Annotated in this window: 25 protein-coding genes; 18 read left to right on the forward strand and 7 right to left on the reverse strand. The window is 61.5% G+C overall.

Features of this window, described 5'->3' with window-relative positions:
• Positions 1-25 precede the first annotated feature (25 nt).
• The 4 genes from H0523_RS02485 to H0523_RS02500 are packed head-to-tail and all read right to left on the reverse strand — an operon-like array spanning position 26 to position 2,025.
• Complete coding sequence (locus H0523_RS02485) at positions 26-832, reverse strand: YdaU family protein (RefSeq protein ID WP_054435395.1); 807 nt, start codon at positions 830-832, stop codon at positions 26-28.
• On the reverse strand, positions 829-1,188 hold the full coding sequence (locus H0523_RS02490; RefSeq protein WP_054435397.1) for a Ref family recombination enhancement nuclease: 360 nt from the start codon (positions 1,186-1,188) through the stop codon (positions 829-831). Before H0523_RS02490 ends, H0523_RS02485 begins: the two co-directional genes overlap by 4 nt.
• Entirely contained in the window at positions 1,185-1,706 is a 522-nt protein-coding gene (locus H0523_RS02495; RefSeq protein ID WP_054435402.1) for a DUF1367 family protein, read from the reverse strand. Before H0523_RS02495 ends, H0523_RS02490 begins: the two co-directional genes overlap by 4 nt.
• A 1-nt stretch (position 1,707) precedes the next feature.
• Positions 1,708-2,025 carry a CII family transcriptional regulator gene (locus H0523_RS02500; protein ID WP_082404842.1) on the reverse strand — a complete coding sequence of 106 codons (318 nt, stop codon included), beginning with the start codon at positions 2,023-2,025 and terminating at the stop codon, positions 1,708-1,710.
• A 38-nt stretch (positions 2,026-2,063) separates the two neighbouring features.
• Between H0523_RS02500 and H0523_RS02505 the strand changes: the two genes are divergently transcribed.
• On the forward strand, positions 2,064-2,228 hold the full coding sequence (locus H0523_RS02505; protein ID WP_180180016.1) for a hypothetical protein: 165 nt from the start codon (positions 2,064-2,066) through the stop codon (positions 2,226-2,228).
• A gap of 2 nt (positions 2,229-2,230) precedes the next feature.
• On the opposite strand, the gene H0523_RS32435 is transcribed toward H0523_RS02505, so the two are convergent.
• Positions 2,231-2,494, reverse strand: coding sequence for a transcriptional regulator (locus H0523_RS32435; protein ID WP_180180017.1), 264 nt, complete (start codon positions 2,492-2,494; stop codon positions 2,231-2,233).
• A gap of 219 nt (positions 2,495-2,713) precedes the next feature.
• Here H0523_RS32435 and H0523_RS02515 point away from each other — a divergent pair, with 219 nt between their 5' ends.
• Positions 2,714-3,670: a S24 family peptidase gene (locus H0523_RS02515; RefSeq protein ID WP_420884997.1), complete on the forward strand. Its 957-nt coding sequence runs from the start codon at positions 2,714-2,716 to the stop codon at positions 3,668-3,670.
• Between the two features lie 141 nt (positions 3,671-3,811).
• Entirely contained in the window at positions 3,812-4,822 is a 1,011-nt protein-coding gene (locus H0523_RS02520; RefSeq protein WP_241076320.1) for a P63C domain-containing protein, read from the forward strand.
• 35 nt (positions 4,823-4,857) lie between these two features.
• Here H0523_RS02520 and H0523_RS02525 read toward each other — a convergent pair whose 3' ends face one another.
• Positions 4,858-5,106, reverse strand: a complete 249-nt coding sequence (locus H0523_RS02525; protein ID WP_180180020.1) for a hypothetical protein — start codon at positions 5,104-5,106, stop codon at positions 4,858-4,860.
• 75 nt (positions 5,107-5,181) lie between these two features.
• Positions 5,182-6,213 (reverse strand): OB-fold protein, encoded by a 1,032-nt coding sequence (locus H0523_RS02530; RefSeq protein WP_180180021.1) that lies wholly within the window; start codon positions 6,211-6,213, stop codon positions 5,182-5,184.
• A 406-nt stretch (positions 6,214-6,619) separates the two neighbouring features.
• On the opposite strand from H0523_RS02530, the gene H0523_RS02535 reads away from it, so the two are divergent.
• The 15 genes from H0523_RS02535 (at position 6,620) to H0523_RS02605 (ending at position 15,261) form a co-directional block, all read left to right on the forward strand.
• Positions 6,620-6,856 (forward strand): hypothetical protein, encoded by a 237-nt coding sequence (locus tag H0523_RS02535; RefSeq protein WP_054433481.1) that lies wholly within the window; start codon positions 6,620-6,622, stop codon positions 6,854-6,856.
• Positions 6,853-7,116, forward strand: coding sequence for a hypothetical protein (locus H0523_RS02540; RefSeq protein WP_054433482.1), 264 nt, complete (start codon positions 6,853-6,855; stop codon positions 7,114-7,116). Before H0523_RS02535 ends, H0523_RS02540 begins: the two co-directional genes overlap by 4 nt.
• Before the next feature lie 29 nt (positions 7,117-7,145).
• The gene (locus tag H0523_RS02545; protein WP_180180022.1) at positions 7,146-7,598 is read left to right on the forward strand and encodes an Lcl C-terminal domain-containing protein; all 453 of its coding nucleotides are present in this window, start codon (positions 7,146-7,148) and stop codon (positions 7,596-7,598) included.
• 419 nt (positions 7,599-8,017) lie between these two features.
• The gene (locus H0523_RS02550; RefSeq protein ID WP_054433484.1) at positions 8,018-8,350 is read left to right on the forward strand and encodes a hypothetical protein; all 333 of its coding nucleotides are present in this window, start codon (positions 8,018-8,020) and stop codon (positions 8,348-8,350) included.
• 91 nt (positions 8,351-8,441) lie between these two features.
• The gene (locus tag H0523_RS02555; RefSeq protein ID WP_054433485.1) at positions 8,442-8,780 is read left to right on the forward strand and encodes a hypothetical protein; all 339 of its coding nucleotides are present in this window, start codon (positions 8,442-8,444) and stop codon (positions 8,778-8,780) included.
• The gene (locus H0523_RS02560) at positions 8,777-9,103 is read left to right on the forward strand and encodes a hypothetical protein (RefSeq protein WP_054433486.1); all 327 of its coding nucleotides are present in this window, start codon (positions 8,777-8,779) and stop codon (positions 9,101-9,103) included. The genes H0523_RS02555 and H0523_RS02560 overlap by 4 nt, the downstream gene beginning before the upstream one ends.
• 1 nt (position 9,104) lies before the next feature.
• Positions 9,105-9,260: a hypothetical protein gene (locus tag H0523_RS02565; RefSeq protein ID WP_156351007.1), complete on the forward strand. Its 156-nt coding sequence runs from the start codon at positions 9,105-9,107 to the stop codon at positions 9,258-9,260.
• 1 nt (position 9,261) lies between these two features.
• Positions 9,262-10,359 (forward strand): hypothetical protein, encoded by a 1,098-nt coding sequence (locus H0523_RS02570; RefSeq protein ID WP_054460756.1) that lies wholly within the window; start codon positions 9,262-9,264, stop codon positions 10,357-10,359.
• Between the two features lie 7 nt (positions 10,360-10,366).
• Entirely contained in the window at positions 10,367-11,200 is an 834-nt protein-coding gene (locus tag H0523_RS02575; RefSeq protein ID WP_054433079.1) for a hypothetical protein, read from the forward strand.
• Positions 11,193-11,864, forward strand: coding sequence for a hypothetical protein (locus tag H0523_RS02580; RefSeq protein ID WP_054433078.1), 672 nt, complete (start codon positions 11,193-11,195; stop codon positions 11,862-11,864). The genes H0523_RS02575 and H0523_RS02580 overlap by 8 nt, the downstream gene beginning before the upstream one ends.
• The gene (gene ssb / locus H0523_RS02585) at positions 11,864-12,388 is read left to right on the forward strand and encodes a single-stranded DNA-binding protein (protein ID WP_054433077.1); all 525 of its coding nucleotides are present in this window, start codon (positions 11,864-11,866) and stop codon (positions 12,386-12,388) included. The genes H0523_RS02580 and ssb overlap by 1 nt, the downstream gene beginning before the upstream one ends.
• A gap of 87 nt (positions 12,389-12,475) precedes the next feature.
• Positions 12,476-13,045 carry an Lcl domain-containing protein gene (locus H0523_RS02590; RefSeq protein ID WP_180180023.1) on the forward strand — a complete coding sequence of 190 codons (570 nt, stop codon included), beginning with the start codon at positions 12,476-12,478 and terminating at the stop codon, positions 13,043-13,045.
• Positions 13,046-13,087: 42 nt separating this feature from the next.
• Complete coding sequence (locus H0523_RS02595) at positions 13,088-13,501, forward strand: Lcl C-terminal domain-containing protein (protein ID WP_180180024.1); 414 nt, start codon at positions 13,088-13,090, stop codon at positions 13,499-13,501.
• A 28-nt stretch (positions 13,502-13,529) separates the two neighbouring features.
• Positions 13,530-13,916, forward strand: a complete 387-nt coding sequence (locus tag H0523_RS02600; RefSeq protein ID WP_054460720.1) for a four helix bundle protein — start codon at positions 13,530-13,532, stop codon at positions 13,914-13,916.
• Between the two features lie 259 nt (positions 13,917-14,175).
• Positions 14,176-15,261, forward strand: coding sequence for an RNA-directed DNA polymerase (locus H0523_RS02605; RefSeq protein WP_054460718.1), 1,086 nt, complete (start codon positions 14,176-14,178; stop codon positions 15,259-15,261).
• Positions 15,262-15,441 lie beyond the last annotated feature (180 nt).

Consider the following 15,441-nt stretch of genomic DNA (forward strand, 5'->3'; position numbering starts at 1 on the left):
GAGGGCGCCCAAACCGGTCTGTGCGTTAGCTACTTGCATCGATCACCCCCATGTCAATTTCCCTTCGTTCCTGGCCCTCAGCCAGCACATCCCGCAACTCAGATGACCACGCGGCCCGCCGCTGTGCCGCAGTAGGCGGGCTGGCGCGCGCCTGCGCCCTCGGCGGGAAAAGTCCCTGGTAGCCGCCGGCGATGCTGTGGGCAATCACGGCGCGCGGCTGATGGCCTTCGTCCAGGTAGCCAGCGAGCTGCTGCAGCTGGCGCTTGGCGCCCTCCTCAGTCACCGGCTTCTTGCGGGCCTTCCGATCGGCAACCCAGCTTTCCCAGTCCTCGCGGTCGAGCCAGTCGGGCAGCTCGATCGCCGAGGCGTCGAATCCTTGCCCCCGCTTGCGGGGGGTAGGGGGGATATCTTTCTCTTGGTTATGGTTCTGGTTCTGGTTAGTTGCACAGTCGTGGTTCGGCTGTTCAACAGGTTTTGAACGGCTGTTCAACGGTCGTTGCGTTTTCTGGGCTCTTTTTGCCGCACTTGCCTTCCCTGCAGCCGATTTCGCCTCGCGCTGGGCGTGGTACTTCTCAATTTCGGAATCGCAGCGCGAATGGCGCCAACCTTCGTCGGTTTCCGTAAAGAACTCGTTCAACACCTGTTCAACAGCTGTTCGTTCTTCGTTGGAACGGGCGATCAGCAGGCGGCACAGGACATCCTTATCCAGGGTCAGGGGCGCCTCTGTGTCGTAGTACAGGTCGAGCATGTCGCGGTACACAGACCGCTCGAGACGGGTCAGGTGGCGCGTGGCGCTGTTGAAGTCGCCGATGTGGTGCGGGTAGTAATTCATGCGTGCTCCAGCATCCCCGCCGCGCGCAACGCGCCATCAGGGACTTCAAATCCTTGTGCCTGCAGCTGCTCGATACACCAGACCAGCAGATCCCGTTGGCGGCCGTAGCGAGCCTCGAAGCGCGCCTTCCATGGGTGCACAGCAATGCGACCGGGCGCGCCCGTTCCATCCTGGTGGTTGCCGGCTGAGAGCGGCAGCACGAGCCAGTGCGCGTCCGGTTTCGTGCGCCCGTCGATGTGATGGATCGAACACTGGCTGTCGAAGAAGCCGTCCATGCGCGAGGCCACGCAGCCGATATTCGAGGCCAGCATGTCCCAGAATCGCTTCTGTTCGGCGGTCGGGTTGCGGCCTTTCATTCGCCGAAGCCTCGCAAAACGATCTCCAGCATCTCGCTGGCGCGCGCGGGCGGCAGGTGCGGCCACATGGTCTTCTGCGCGTGCGCGGTGCGCAGGAACGTCACGGCGTCATCGTGGAACTGCTCCATGTCGGCCTGCTCCAGCTTCGCGTAACTGATCGAGCGCGGCACGGGGATCACCCCGCCCTTCGGACCCGGGTACCAATCCACGAAGCCACTGCCCGTCTTGAGCCAGGCGCGAAACGCCTCGAATTCCTCGAAGCGGTCCTGAGCCTCAAACAGGGCCGACTCCAGCGCCATGTGCTTGCGGTGGTACCAGCCCGTGCGCTCTTTGTGCGTGGTGATGGACAGCATCTCCCCCGGCTCCAGGCGGACCAGCTGATTCCAAAGCCGGCGCCATTGCTTGCGCCCGCGTTCACCCAGGCCATCGACCATGCCGAAGATCAATCGGCGCGCGGCTTCCTTTTCCTGCTCGGAGGCTTGGACGGGCTGCTGACGAACCAGGGTGATATCGGCCATGTCAGTGCCGCTCCTCAGATTCGATTTCAGCTTGCAGGTACTTGTAGGCCATGCGCTTCAACGCCTGCAGATCGTCACGGCTTACCACCACGGCGTCCGCTGGCGCGACCTGCAGACCCACCGCCGCCAACAACTGGCAAGCGCGTTCCAGATGCTCGGCCTTGAAGCGGCTGAGCGTGCTGGCGTCCATGCCCATGCAAGCTGCTGCACGGTCTTGCGTCGTCATCGCAAGGCGCTGCAAGACCTCGGCCAAATACCTTGCGCCGGTCTTGCGGGTGCTTTCCTGTCTATCGCCGGATACTGGTTGGGTGGTGCTCATCGAGTACTTCCTTATGAACAAAGAGCGAGGTGTGTTTCGTGACCGAAACGGAGAAGTTGTTGATCAGCGCCCAGGACTTGGCCCGCCGGATCTTTGAAGAGCCGAGCGAAAAAGCAGTCATGGACTTGTTTCAGGAGCTGTGCGCCGAGCGTGACCGCATGGCGTGGGCGACCGAGGGGCGCGAGAGCGCGACAGTGCATTGATGTCATGCGCCAGTGGCCTCTGCAGAACGCTTGCGCTTGGCCCGCGTAGTTCGCAGTACGTCCCACCGGAAATTCGGAAACAACTCTTCACACACGACGAGCTTGCCTGTAGCCTCTTCAATGACCGGGCAATGCTCGGAAGGCAAAGGGCGGGATCCATTAACCCACTGGCTCACCGATTGAGGGCTAACACCCAAAATCGCTGCCAGAGCTTTCTGGCTTCCTACAATCGAGATGGCCCTTTCGAGGCCGACATTTCGGTCCATGGTTGGTCCTAAAGCATCACTTGCCTCGATACTAAACCAATGCTTTATGCAAAGCAATCATTGCTTGCATACCTGCCACGCAAGCACAATCAAGCAATGCTTTCCTCTTCATTAATCCACGACCTCCTTTCCTCGCCTCCGGATGACCTCGCGGGCAAAGTCGCCGCGACCATCGGCCGTGGGCTCGTACCTGCGAAAGACGTGGCTGAGGCATGCGGAGTGACCGTCCAGGCCATCAATGGATGGAAGACCAATGGGCGCGTTGGAAAGCAGCACATCAAGACACTCGCTCGTCTAACGGGCCTACCTGTTTCTTGGTGGCTCCCGGGCGATGGTCTAGAAGATGAGCCGAGTACTGTCGCGGCTACACCCTGGCCGTTTGCGTCCATTGACCCTCAACGGATTGAGACACTCCCTCCCGAACGCCTAAAGCACCTAGAAGGTGTGATGTTGTTTGCTCTGCAGGGTTACGCGGAGGGAATGGCTACGATCAGCGTGCCGGCGCCGCGGGGAGTGCTCGGAGCTGGCCGCGGATCAGTCGTGGATATGGACGCAGCAGAAGACGCGTTTCCCATGCGAATCCAAGGCCTCCCCCCTGCCCCGTGGGAAGGCGGAAATACAACACACCAGGCAGAAGCCAATCCCAAGATCCGGATTAGCACCCAGACTGGAGTGGTGGCCAATGTCGGCCCTGGCGAGCCATATGCTGCGAACGACAAGTTCGAAAAGGTGCCGGAGATGGCCGACGTCCGCCTAGCTGCTGGCGACGGCATCGAGAACCACCTTGAGGAACAGACCGGCGTGATGCACTTCCGCCGCTCCTTCCTGCGCGCCGTGGGCGCGGATGCCGGGAAGGCTCGCGTCGTCTACGCCAAGGGCGACAGCATGGAACCCATCATTCGCGATGGAGCAGCTCTTCTAGTTGTGCCGAATGAGGATCTGACCGTACGCGACCTGGCCGCAGGCGGCGTCTACGCCATCAACTACGACGGCAAGATGATCGTGAAAACGGTGACGCGGGATCGCCTGACGAAGCAATGGGTGGCGCGGTCATTCAATCCGGCTTACCCCGACATCCCGCTCGAGAATGGCACGCCTGTGCGCGTGCTGGGTCAGGTTGTCTGGGCCGGCGCCAGGCTGCGGGATGATGAGGCGGGGCAGTGGGTGCGGTCTTGACCTCCCCTGCCTAGAAAGCCGGCCGCATGAGCTTGTTGTAATTCCGCCATGCACCGAACACCCAACATTGCACGCATAAACTTGTTTTTTGCGTGCAACATGCCATAATGCACGCACCTTATCAAAAAAACGGTGATGCACATGGCAGAGAAGAAAGTTACCGGGCGGGCGGCAGGTGGTGCAGCCAGAGCAAAGAGCCTAACTGCTGAACAGCGATCTGAGTCGGCGCGAAAAGCGGCCAAGGCAAAGGCCGCAAAAGCTAAGTTGCCTGTGGCCACGCATGGCTCAACCGACCACCCCCTTCGCCTTGGCGACATTGATATCCCCTGCTATGTCTTGGAAGACGGCACTCGTCTGCTGTCGCTGACGGGTCTCAATGGCGCTTTGAAAATTTCCTCTGGATCTACTCGGTCAGGTGACAGCCGCCTAGTGCAGTTTATTGAGTCGGATAGCATCCGACCGTACGCGAAGGGTCAGCTTGCTGAGGCGCTTCGAAACCCCATTGAGTTCATCCCACCGCACGGAGGTCGATCTGCGCACGGCTACCCAGCAACCGTACTCGCTGACATTTGCGAGGGAGTGTTGGCGGCTCGCGAAGCCGGCCCTTTAACTGCAACTCAGCAGGCCATTGCTAAACAATGTGAAATCCTTGTGCGAGGCTTTGCCCGCGTTGGGATTATCGCTCTGGTCGATGAGGCGACTGGTTACGAGAAAGACCGCGCCAAAAACGAGCTAGCCAAAATTCTCGAAGCGTTTGTCGCAAAAGAGTTGCAGCCGTACGTGAAAGCATTCCCGTCGGACTATTACGAGCAGATGTTCCGGCTGCGCGGCCTCAAGTACCCGCCCGACAATCCGCGCTTCCGTCCACAGTACTTTGGCGTACTGACGAACGATATTGTCTATTCTCGTGTAGCACCAGGCTTGCTTGAAGAGCTGAAAAAACAGGCGGCAAAGGATGAAAAGAAGGCCCATCTACACAGGCGCCTTACACAAGAAATTGGGCATCCAAAGCTACGCGAACACCTAGCATCAGTGGTAACCGCGATGAAGCTTTCATCGGATTATCCAGATTTCATTTCCAAGATGAACCGGCTTCATCCGCGATTCGAAGGACAAGCAGCCCTTGATCTAGAAGACGAAGACAAAGGCTAGCCCCCTGCCCACCAAGCCACCTCCGGGTGGCTTTTTTATTCCAGCGGCCTCTTCCCCGCCAGGCGCAGCAGCGCTTCGGCGGCAACACGCTCAGAATCGGTGTGCTGGCACCACCGCTGGTAGATCGCCGCGCCCACAGCCAACATCGAGTACAGCTCATCTTCTGTCAGCTTCGGGGCGATTCGCTCAAGACGGGTGGCGTACACCGTAAGCACCGACTCCCAGTCGCCGGGATCGCCCTTCTTCGCGGTGACCATCAGCGCCAGCATCGTGGCCTTGTCCATGGCGCCTCCTAGAAAACTGCAGCGTACACCCGGAGCATGACATCTCCGGGTGGATTTCTTGTTGCTTAGTAGGGCTTAATCACCCGGCCGGCACTCAACCCATTTCCGCTGATAGCCAGCTTCACCAGCATGGCCCCAGCACCAGCCCGCACGCTCAATCTGAGTCATCAGCAGGTCGCGATCGCTGCACGCTTCGGATGTTCGAGGATTCGCAGGTAGTCCGCCGCGGCACTCTCCATTCAGTCGGTCAGCCTCGTTTAGCATACCTTCCATTTGGGCCCTCGGCCGGGCTGCCACCTTGCTGGCAGTTGCGCTCTGCTCACGGCAATCAAACACCGGCACGTCATAGTGCAACCCGAGCCCCACGCACGATGCAGCGAAATTCTGCCACTTCTTCAGTTTCGAGAGCTCGGGCTCTTGATTCGAAGAAAAAACCAGTTTGATGGCTCCGTAGCGATAGCCGCCCAACAAGGCGACGTACGGGTCGTCACCAACATCACGCCTGACTTCAATCACTACCCCAGCGATGCTGGAACGCTTGCCACGAAATCGTTCATCAGCCGCCAGGCCGTTCGCCTCATAAGCCGCAGCGACATTTACTGCCTGGACTTGGGGCGTGCGGTCGCTCTGTTTGGAGGGGATCTCATCCGCCGAAGGACGCGTCTTGGTCATCTTGGCATTCGCGGCAAATGCCAAGTACCGCGGGGTCACGTTCTCATACCACTCTTCCACGCAAATCGAATCACTGCAATTTGCGGCACGCCACTGCAAGTCGGATGCGGCCAACTTCATGAACTGATCGCGATCTTCGACACTGTCTCGGGCCGTTGTGTAGGCCTGCGCGTACTTGGTGTCCAGGTTCAGCAGCGGCTGGCTACCGCACACCAGCCTGTCAATTTTCGTCGAAGGCTTCTGGCAATCAACGCTATTCGCATGCGCAACTACCCAAGGCATCCCCACTAAGAGCGCGGTAACGACCCATCCCCTTCCGACTTTGACCACGTCGCTCTCCAAGTAACAAAACATTCTTGATGGTAGCTGATAGCTGGCGGTCGCGGCCACCTGCCCCACAGCCCGCCTTGAGCGGGCCATTTTGCGTTCCGACATAAACCATTGCTTGCTTTTAAACTAAAGCAATGGTTTAATTCATTCACGGCAGACAAGTCTGCTGGCAAGACCTCCACGGAGCCGCACCCCTGGGACACCTCGGCGGCAGACGTTAGCCCACACACATAAAGAGTCGGCATGGAGAAGAGGCAGCAGCACCAGAAGTACCGCTCTTTATCTGCCTGGCTCAACCAGGTGCATCACGTCGTTGGCGAGGACGCTAAATCGCAACGCAGCCACCCGGGCTGGATACGAATAGCGGGGAGCCGTGGAGGCCCGGAAACGGACAAGACGGGGCAGCGAATGAAAGCTCGCTGCGATGAAGGGTGGTAGCCCCACCCTTCCAGATTCATCTGAATGCCAGCCCATCCGGGTTCAGGCATTTTCATGAACCTGGGAGGTCAAGATGACCAAAGTGACCGTCGAGGTTGAGCTTGACCTCACAGACCTTGAAGACGGCGAAATGATCGGCGAGCTTGAATCGCGCGGATATGAAGTGTCTAGCGATTTTGAGGTGGATCACCCATCCGTCGATTTAGATCTGATGGGACGCCTCCATGAGCTCATTCGCAGCGGGAGAGACGAAGAGGCAATCCAACTCATACGCCCCTACCTGCTAGACATTCTAGGGAAGGCGCTATGACTTTCTACGCGTTCGTCCATTCCCGCAGCGGGCTGACCCGCCCAGTTCTCGCGGGCGAGTTCAAAGGCCGCGACCAAAGCGACGCCTACAACAAGGCCATCGCCAGCCCAGCAGTCAAGAAAATCGTCGGGCACCAGCAGACGCAGGATTTGTACGTGCGGGTCTACGAGGCCCGTGATTACCGCAGCGCGGCAGATCAGGCAATGGCCGTGCACACACCCTGGCTGTCCCCTACCCCCGAAACAAACGCCCGAGCATGAATCGGGCCTCTCAAATACTTGGAGAAACCATGAGCAATGCATTCGTAGTTGGCCAGTACGCCGAGGGCCAAGGCGGGATCTACATCGGCCTGACCGCACAGGGGCGGCACCTGTTCGCCGCTGCGGCGCCGCTGGACGGCGATTTCGAATTCGGCGGCTATGGCGATGAATTGGACGGCTACTCCGACCTGGATGGCGCCGAGAACACCCGCAAGCTGCTGGAACGCGGCGGTCATCCCGCTGCCCAGGCCGCATCCGAGTACTCGGCCGATGGCCACAAGGACTTCTACCTGCCAGCTCATCGTGAACTGCTGCAGGTGGTGGCGGTGGAAGGTCTCGACGAAACCGTTGGCGACGTGTGGACCTCGACGCCCCACGGCTCGTACGACGCCTGGGCGGTGGGTTTCGAGTACGGTGGCGTCTTCTACTGGGGCCGCAGCGACGAGTTCCGGGTGCGTCCCGTCCGCAGCATCATCGCTTGATCAATTAACCCCTTTCGCCCCGGCTTGCCGGGGCTTGCAGCATCGAAAGCGGATGCACTATGCCGCGTCCGGTCTTCCTAGGTCTGAACCGGGGAAAACGTGGCCGCTGGTGTGTAGCGAGTAGAAATCGTCCGGGCCCAGCGCCGGAGCTGGAACCGTAACCAGCGGCACCCTCAACTGCTCAAGCCGGCGCATCCAGGCGCATCGCCTTAGCCGCGCTGCGATCCCTAACTCTCAACACGTGCGAAAAGCCAAAGCCCTGCTTTATGGGCACTTGGGTGCGCCGACTTGAGCAAGCTTACGCAGCCTTCCTCCCCTCCCTCAAGCTTCCTAGACACACCGGCATGTACGTTCATGACGTGGCGCTGGGCCGTCCGTGGGGAATCGGCTAGGGAGGCTGCACCTCATTAGGAACAACCATGGGGACTCGCCCTAAGTTCACCTTTGATACGCCCCAAGAAATCTACGACATGAAGTATGCAGAGGTCGTCAGGGAGATTGAGGCGGGTCTGCTCAAGTGGCGGCACCAGGTAATCGAGGCCTTCGAGAACGAATTCCCCGACGAGGACGCCCAGATGCTGTCCTTCATCGCTGGCAACGCTGACCGGCCGGAGAAGATCCTGGAACTGGCTGCTTCTGGAATCCTGGGGCCGGAATGCCGCGACCAGATGACCCTGGCTATCGCGCATCTTGCCGACTACCACACCAAACAATACGTGCGCGGCTACTGGCCGGAATGGAGCAAGGGATGAGCGTCGCCCTCTTCATCCTGTGCGGCCTGTGCGCCGCTTACCCCTTGGGCCTGATCGGCGACTTCGCCATGGCCTTTCTGAGGAAGTCAGCATGACCGATACCTATCAGCCCATCTATGACGCAGTGCGCAGCCGCATCGGCCATGCCGACGTTGGTCAAGCCGTTGAAAGCGCCTTGCGCGAGGCCTTCGGCAACGCAGACCACATCATCCGGTGCGCCGTGCAGGAAACCGTCAACGAATTGCAGCGCCCGGCGGTTGTCTTCCGTCCGGCATTGAGTATCGACGGCGACCAGTGGTGTGCCCTCTACGGCGCCAATTTGCAGGATGGCGTGGCCGGATTTGGCGACACGCCCGCCGCTGCGATGCATGCGTTTGACCGCGCATGGTTGAACGACAAGACCCCGCTGGCCGCGCGAGGTGCCCAATGACCGCCCACACGTTCGACTATCCGGCCGATTTCGACGGCCCGGCCGGCTGCCTCGCGGAAGGCCATCTGGTCATCGAATTCGACCATTCCAAAGCGGATCCATCCGTGGGTGCGGCCGCCAGCATCACGATCAATTCCATCGTGGTAGTCATCGGCGCCTACTCGGGCACGTTCGATGGCGACTACGGCGACGCCGACCTGATCGCGGCCTGCTGGCGCCACTTGGCCGACGAGAAAGAGCGCATCGAATGTGAGCGCGCCGATTGGATGCGCGAGGAAGCCGAAGACATCCAGGCGCTCATGGACCGGGACATGGGGGACTGAGATGCGCAACCTGATCCGAACCCACTGGGAAGGCGTCGTCATGGCCCTGCTGATGACCGTTGCCTTCTCCCTCGCCGGCATGTTGGACGAGCAAGCCCAATCCACCCTCACCGCCTGCGAAGGCTGCGGCAAGACCGCCGTCGCCGCCAAGGAATGACATGACCGAAGCAACTGAAATCGCCAAATTGCCGCCGAAGGAAACCGCGCTGGAGGTGTACTCCAAGCCCAGCGGCCTGGAGCCGTGGCTGGAGAAGATCCGCGCCGAGGTGTCCGGGCATGTGCCTGACCTCAAGACGAAGAAAGGCCGTGACGCGATCGCCAGCTTGGCGTTCAAGGTTCGTAAGGTCAAAACCGCCCTGGACGGTATGGGCAAACAGTTGGTTGATGACCTGAAGGACGTGCCGAAGCGGATTGACGCCGAGCGCAAGCGCATGCGCGACACGCTGGACGCCCTGGCTGACGATGTGCGTCGACCGCTTACGGAGTGGGAGCAGGCCGAAGAAGATCGCGTACAGCGTCACAAAGATGCAGTCGAGGGAATTGCGTCTCTGGTCGTCAACTGCAATGAATCTGCGGAATCGCTGCGCGCCGCCCTCGCTGCCGTGGAAGCCATCGCCATCGGACCCGAATGGGAAGAATTCGAAGCGGAAGCCGCCCGAGCTAAGGACAAGGCGCTGTCAGGCCTTCGTGACCGGCTGGTGGCGCGCGAGAAGTATGAGGCAGAGCAGGCCGAGCTTGCCCGCCTGCGTGCCGTGGAAGCGGCCCGCGAGCAGAAGGAGCGCGAAGAGCGCATTGCCCGCGAAGCCGCCGAGCGCGCCCAGCGCGAAGCCGAGGCCCGCGCCCAGGCCGAGCGCGACGCCGCCGCGCGCCGCGAAGCTGAAGCCCTGGCCGCCGCCGAAACCGCCCGCCTGAATGCCCAACTGGCCGAGCAGCGCCGCATTGCCGCCGAGCAGCAGGCCGAACTCGACCGCCAGGCCGCCGCGGTGCGCGAGCGGGAAGCCGCGGCGCAGGCCGAGCAACGCGCGCGCCAGGCTGCCGAGCAGGCCGCCGCCGCCGAGCGCCAGCGCATCGCCGACGAACAGGCCGCTGCGGCTGCCGAAGCCGCGAGCCGCGAGGAAGACATGGCCCACAAGGCCACCATCAACCGCGCGGCCCTGGATGCGTTCGTCCACGGCGGCATGCCCGAGGACTGCGCCAAGCAGGCGGTCACGCTGATCGCCAAGGGCCTGATCCCCAACATTCGAATCACCTATTGAGGACGCCATGAACGAAGTTATCGAAGCGCCTGCCCGGCAGTCGGGCATTGTCCCGCAGCAGGATGGCCGCAGCTCGGTCGCCGACGTCACCCGCCATGTGATCGCGGTCCAGGAAGTGATGCGTTCGGTGATGAAGCCGAACGTGCACTACGGAGCGATTCCCGGCGCGGGCGAGAAGCCGACGTTGTTGAAGCCCGGCGCCGAGGTGCTGTGCATGACCTTCCGCATCGCGGACGAGTACGAAATCGTGGACCTCTCCACGGCCGGAGCCGTTCGCTATCGCGTGAAGTGCATCGGCCGGCACCAAGCCACGGGCGTAGCCCTCGGGTCTGGTCTGGGCGAGGCCTCCACCGACGAAGAGAAGTATCGCTGGCGCAAGGCGGTCTGCGATGCCGAATTCGAGGGCACGCCTGCCGAGATGAAGCGCACGAAGTACGGGCGCAAGTCTGGCGGGCACTACACGGTCCAGCAGATTCGGACCGAGCCGGCCGACCTTGCGAACACCGTCCTGAAGATGGCCTGCAAGCGCGCCAAGATCGCCATGGTTCTGAACGTCACGGCCGCCAGCGACATGTTCAGCCAGGACCTGGAAGACCTGGACGCCGAGCTCGTGCGGCACCTGGCCGAAGACGAGCGCGAAACGCACATGCTGGAGGTTCGCACCGAATGGGTCACCCGGGCGCAGGCCGCAGCGAACGAGGATGAACTGCGCGCAACCATGAAGGCCGGCGTGAAGGTGTTTCAGGCCGCGCGCGACCAGGATGGATACAAGCAATTCGCTGCGGCGGTACAGAAGCGCGGCGCAGAGATCAAGCAACCTCAAGGAGATAGAAATGCGTGATATCAAGTTCCGCTGCTCGAGCATCGGCAAGCTGATGGCCAACCCGACTGCCGCCGCCATCAAGGCTGGCGAAGTCCTTTCGGTCGGTGCCAAGACCTACATCCGTGAACTAGCCCAACAGGAGATCCTGGGCATCGACTTCGAATTCTCCAGCAAGGAGACCCAGAAAGGCCTGGAGGTCGAGGATCAGTCCATCGCCCTTCTGAACCGCGTGCGCGGCCTGTCCTTGGTGAAGAACGCCGAGCGCCGCACCAATGAATGGCTCACGGGCGAATGCGACCTCTATGACGCCGAGCGCCGGCGCGGCCATGACCTCAAGTCGTCGTGGTCGGCGAAGACATTCCCGGGCTGGCTGGTGGACGCGATCGACAGCGGGTACGAATGGCAGATGCGCGGCTACATGATGCTGTGGGACGCCGATCAGTGGGAGGTGAACTACGCCCTGGTCGACACGCCGGAGCGGCTGATTGGCTTCGAGCCGATCCAGATGCACCTGGTGTCTCACATCCCTGAACACCAGCGCCTCACGTCCTGGATCATCGAACGCGACTTCGAGAAAGAGCGCGAGATGATCGCCAAGGTCAAGGCAGCGCGCGAGTACTTCGCCGAAGTCATCCAAGACTTTGACCAGGTCCATCCCCAACTGTTCAAAGAGGCCGCATAATGGCCAGCGTTAACAAAGTCATCCTGGTTGGCAACCTGGGCCGCGACCCCGAGGTCCGCTACAGTCCGGACGGCATGGCCGTCTGCAACCTCTCCCTCGCAACGACGTCCAGCTGGAAAGACAAGGCCAGCGGCGAGAAGCGCGAGGAAACTGAATGGCATCGCGTCGTCATGTACAACCGCCTGGCTGAAATCGCCGGCGAATACCTGAAGAAGGGCCGCTCGGTCTACATCGAGGGCCGCCTGAAGACCCGCAAGTGGCAGGACAAGGAAACCGGCGCTGACCGCTACAGCACCGAAATCGTCGCCGACCAGATGCAGATGCTGGGCGGCCGCGAAGACGGCGGCGGCGGTGGCGGCAGCTACGGTGGCGGCGGTGGCTACGACGACGCCCCGGCGCGCCAGCCGCAGCAGCGCGCCCCGGCCCAGCGCCCGGCGCCGCAGCAGCGTCCCGCGCCCCAGGCCGCGCCCGCCGGCGGCGGCGCCAACCTGGCGGACATGGACGACGACATCCCTTTTGATTGAGGGCGCAGGAACTCGAACGCCGAAGGGCTTCCTGCGCCCATAAGCAAGCCCAACCGCCGCAATCGCGGCAAATTCCCAAGGAAGACCATGAACAACATGATCCCGCTGGATCCGGGCGGCTTGCGCCTGGAAATTCCCGCATCTACCCTGCTCGGCGCATTGAGCAGCTATCTCGCTTCTCGCCCCGGGCAGCCTGTCCATCAGGCCAAGATCGGCCAGTACCTGCCGGGGCAGGGTGGTATCTACGCCGGCGACATCCTCGGCGACGATGGCGTGGTCTACGGCCTCGTCGTTGCCAGCGAGGATCTGGATGGCACGTATACCTGGGGGCCGGACGATGGCGAACGTACCGCCAGCACCTGGGATGGCCTGGTCAACACAAACGACCTGCTGCGCCACGACAGTGCGCACCCAGCTGCGCGCGCGGCCAGGGCGTACAGCGCTGACGGACACGCTGACTTCTACCTGCCGGCCAAGCGTGAACTGCAGATCATTGCGGCCAACCTGCCGCACCTGTTCCAGCCGAAGCCGTACTGGACCTCGACGCCCCACGGCTCGTACACCGCCTGGGCGGTGAATTTCGAGTCCGGTGGCGTCACCAGCTGGCTCCGCGGCACCGAGTTCCGGGTGCGTCCCGTCCGCAGATTCACCTATTGATCCATTTACCCCTTAAGCGGGCGAAGCCCGTAGGAGACTTGCATGACCGCTATCGCAACTACCGCGCCCGTCATCGGGCAGGAATGGCCCGAACAGGGCGGTATCTACATCGGCTCCCGCCTCATCTACGGCGCCATGCATCACGTGGTCATCCCGGGCAGCAAGGAATTCGACCTGGTTGACGTGGAATTCAAGGATCTGGCCTCGGCTGTGACCGAGCGCGGCGAAGTGAACGGCCATGCCGATTGGCGCGCGCCCGACCAGGAAGACATGATGCTGGCCTACATCAACGTCCCGGATCTGTTCGAAAAGGGCGACTGGTACTGGACGAACAAGCCCCTCGGCTCGTACCGCGCCTGGGCGGTGCTTTTCGAGTCCGGTGACGTCTACCGCTGGGGCCGCAGCCTCGAGTTCCGGGTGCGTCCCGTCCGCAGCATCATCGCTTCACCCCTTTAACCCTTTGCGGGCGTAGCCCGCTGACGCCATGGCCCTGCACACCGATACCAAGATATTCAAGGCAACCTACGACCTGAGCTTGTTGGTGGAAAAGCTTGTGGCCAACATGCCTCGGAACTACAAGGCTGTTTTCGGTAAGCGACTGCATGCACAAAGCTTCGATCTGGTGATGCAGGTGTATCGGGCAAACTCTGCGACGGACAGGCCACCTCTGATTCGGGCTCTCAGGGAAGGGGTCGAAGCGACAAACCTGTCTTTGCGCTTGGCGGTCGATCTACGGCTGATATCGCGGCCCCAGTACGGGCAGGCGATAGAACTCACCGATAGCATCGGCCGCCAGGCCACAGGATGGCTGAAACACTCCGAGAACGCGCTTGCCGCCCCGCCGTCACGGCGGCCGGGCCAACGCGCTTGATGATCTGGTCACGCCGCTGGCCCACAAGGCCACCGATATGCGCACAAGAGGAAACCTCCGGCTCAGGCCGCCCAGGTCCCGCGCAGTTTCCCCGCTGATCCGGCAAGCCTTCGGCGGGGCGACGTGGATAGCGTGATATCTCGCCCCACGGCTCGTACAACGCCTGGGCGGTGAATTTCGAGAACGGTAACGTCAACAACTGGAACCGCAACAACGAGTTCCGGGTGCGTCCCGTCCGCAAATCATGCTCGGAGTTTTTATGGATTCTTGCCATTCGTTCGCGGAGCTGGTGCAGGCATATTTCGACTGCCGCCGGCTCAAGAGAAACACGGCCAGCGCCCTGCGCTTTGAAATGAATCTGGAGCGCAACCTGGCCCAGCTGGACGAGGAGCTCCGGAGCGGCACCTACCGCCCCGGACGTTCAATCTGCTTTGTCATCACCCGCCCCAAGCCGCGCGAAGTCTGGGCGGCCGACTTCCGGGATCGGGTGGTTCACCATCTGCTCTACAACAAGATCGCCCCGCGCTTCCTGGCGGGGTTCATCGCCGATTCGTGCGCTTGCATTCCGGGGCGCGGCACGCTGTACGCCGCGCAGAGACTTGAATCGAAGGTTCGCAGCGTGACGCAGAACTGGGCGCACCCGGCTATGTATCTCAAAGCCGACCTGGCCAACTTCTTTGTGAGCATCGACAAGCGCTATCTGTGGCTACGGGTTGGCCGCAAGATTCCGGAGCATTGGTGGCGCCGCCTGGCCGCGCAGATCTTGTTTCATGACCCGCGGGCCGATGTTGAGGTGCGGGGCGACCGCGCAACGTTGGCGCTTGTCCCCAGGCACAAGCGCCTAGCCGAGGCTCCGGACCACTGCGGTCTTCCCATCGGCAACCTGTCGTCCCAATTCTTCGCCAACATCTTGCTGGACGGCCTGGATAAGCACGTGAAGCACCACCTGCACGGCAAGCACTACGTGCGATACGTGGACGACTTCGTCTTGCTGCACCCATCAGCGCAATGGCTAGGGCAGGCCCTGGACTCGGTCAACTCCTACCTGCCACGGCTGGGCTTGGAACTGAACCCGCGCAAAACCATCATCCAGCCTATCGATCGAGGCGTTGATTTTGCCGGTCATGTAATCAAGCCCTGGCGCCGTGAAGTGCGCCGCCGCTCCGTCCGCACGGCTGTGCGACGAATCGAAGATCTGCCACAAGAGAGGGTCTTCGAGACGGGCAATAGCTACCTAGGGATGCTTCGCCATGCAGACGGCCACCGTGACCGCGCCCTGATTGCCAATGCCATGCGCAAGCGCGGGTATGCCGTTCGATCCGATCTGAAAAAGGCCTATCGCTAATCGCAAAGGCTCCCCTTTCCATTGCCCAGGAGATTCCAAATGAATTCGGATAGGCACATTCACACCGACCTAGACGACGAATCGTCGGACCGGCTCCTTGAATACGGGATCGTCGGGGCAATTTCTGGGCTACTGATTCTCTGCGCCATCGCGAGCATGGCGTTCAACCAACTTCTGAGG

The sequence above is a fragment of the Achromobacter insuavis genome, from assembly GCF_902859645.1.
GTDB lineage: Bacteria > Pseudomonadota > Gammaproteobacteria > Burkholderiales > Burkholderiaceae_B > Achromobacter > Achromobacter insuavis.

What these genes read in the sequence shown, in the direction of transcription:
- H0523_RS02485 (WP_054435395.1), bottom strand. Translation starts at nt 832, where the DNA reads ATGAATTACTACCCGCACCACATCGGCGACTTCAACAGCGCCACGCGC.
- H0523_RS02490 (WP_054435397.1), bottom strand. Translation starts at nt 1,188, where the DNA reads ATGAAAGGCCGCAACCCGACCGCCGAACAGAAGCGATTCTGGGACATG.
- H0523_RS02495 (WP_054435402.1), bottom strand. Translation starts at nt 1,706, where the DNA reads ATGGCCGATATCACCCTGGTTCGTCAGCAGCCCGTCCAAGCCTCCGAG.
- H0523_RS02500 (WP_082404842.1), bottom strand. Translation starts at nt 2,025, where the DNA reads ATGAGCACCACCCAACCAGTATCCGGCGATAGACAGGAAAGCACCCGC.
- H0523_RS32435 (WP_180180017.1), bottom strand. Translation starts at nt 2,494, where the DNA reads ATGGACCGAAATGTCGGCCTCGAAAGGGCCATCTCGATTGTAGGAAGC.
- H0523_RS02520 (WP_241076320.1), top strand. Translation starts at nt 3,812, where the DNA reads ATGGCAGAGAAGAAAGTTACCGGGCGGGCGGCAGGTGGTGCAGCCAGA.
- H0523_RS02525 (WP_180180020.1), bottom strand. Translation starts at nt 5,106, where the DNA reads ATGGACAAGGCCACGATGCTGGCGCTGATGGTCACCGCGAAGAAGGGC.
- H0523_RS02530 (WP_180180021.1), bottom strand. Translation starts at nt 6,213, where the DNA reads ATGTCGGAACGCAAAATGGCCCGCTCAAGGCGGGCTGTGGGGCAGGTG.
- H0523_RS02535 (WP_054433481.1), top strand. Translation starts at nt 6,620, where the DNA reads ATGACCAAAGTGACCGTCGAGGTTGAGCTTGACCTCACAGACCTTGAA.
- H0523_RS02540 (WP_054433482.1), top strand. Translation starts at nt 6,853, where the DNA reads ATGACTTTCTACGCGTTCGTCCATTCCCGCAGCGGGCTGACCCGCCCA.
- H0523_RS02545 (WP_180180022.1), top strand. Translation starts at nt 7,146, where the DNA reads ATGAGCAATGCATTCGTAGTTGGCCAGTACGCCGAGGGCCAAGGCGGG.
- H0523_RS02550 (WP_054433484.1), top strand. Translation starts at nt 8,018, where the DNA reads ATGGGGACTCGCCCTAAGTTCACCTTTGATACGCCCCAAGAAATCTAC.
- H0523_RS02555 (WP_054433485.1), top strand. Translation starts at nt 8,442, where the DNA reads ATGACCGATACCTATCAGCCCATCTATGACGCAGTGCGCAGCCGCATC.
- H0523_RS02560 (WP_054433486.1), top strand. Translation starts at nt 8,777, where the DNA reads ATGACCGCCCACACGTTCGACTATCCGGCCGATTTCGACGGCCCGGCC.
- H0523_RS02565 (WP_156351007.1), top strand. Translation starts at nt 9,105, where the DNA reads ATGCGCAACCTGATCCGAACCCACTGGGAAGGCGTCGTCATGGCCCTG.
- H0523_RS02570 (WP_054460756.1), top strand. Translation starts at nt 9,262, where the DNA reads ATGACCGAAGCAACTGAAATCGCCAAATTGCCGCCGAAGGAAACCGCG.
- H0523_RS02575 (WP_054433079.1), top strand. Translation starts at nt 10,367, where the DNA reads ATGAACGAAGTTATCGAAGCGCCTGCCCGGCAGTCGGGCATTGTCCCG.
- H0523_RS02580 (WP_054433078.1), top strand. Translation starts at nt 11,193, where the DNA reads ATGCGTGATATCAAGTTCCGCTGCTCGAGCATCGGCAAGCTGATGGCC.
- ssb (WP_054433077.1), top strand. Translation starts at nt 11,864, where the DNA reads ATGGCCAGCGTTAACAAAGTCATCCTGGTTGGCAACCTGGGCCGCGAC.
- H0523_RS02590 (WP_180180023.1), top strand. Translation starts at nt 12,476, where the DNA reads ATGAACAACATGATCCCGCTGGATCCGGGCGGCTTGCGCCTGGAAATT.
- H0523_RS02595 (WP_180180024.1), top strand. Translation starts at nt 13,088, where the DNA reads ATGACCGCTATCGCAACTACCGCGCCCGTCATCGGGCAGGAATGGCCC.
- H0523_RS02600 (WP_054460720.1), top strand. Translation starts at nt 13,530, where the DNA reads ATGGCCCTGCACACCGATACCAAGATATTCAAGGCAACCTACGACCTG.
- H0523_RS02605 (WP_054460718.1), top strand. Translation starts at nt 14,176, where the DNA reads ATGGATTCTTGCCATTCGTTCGCGGAGCTGGTGCAGGCATATTTCGAC.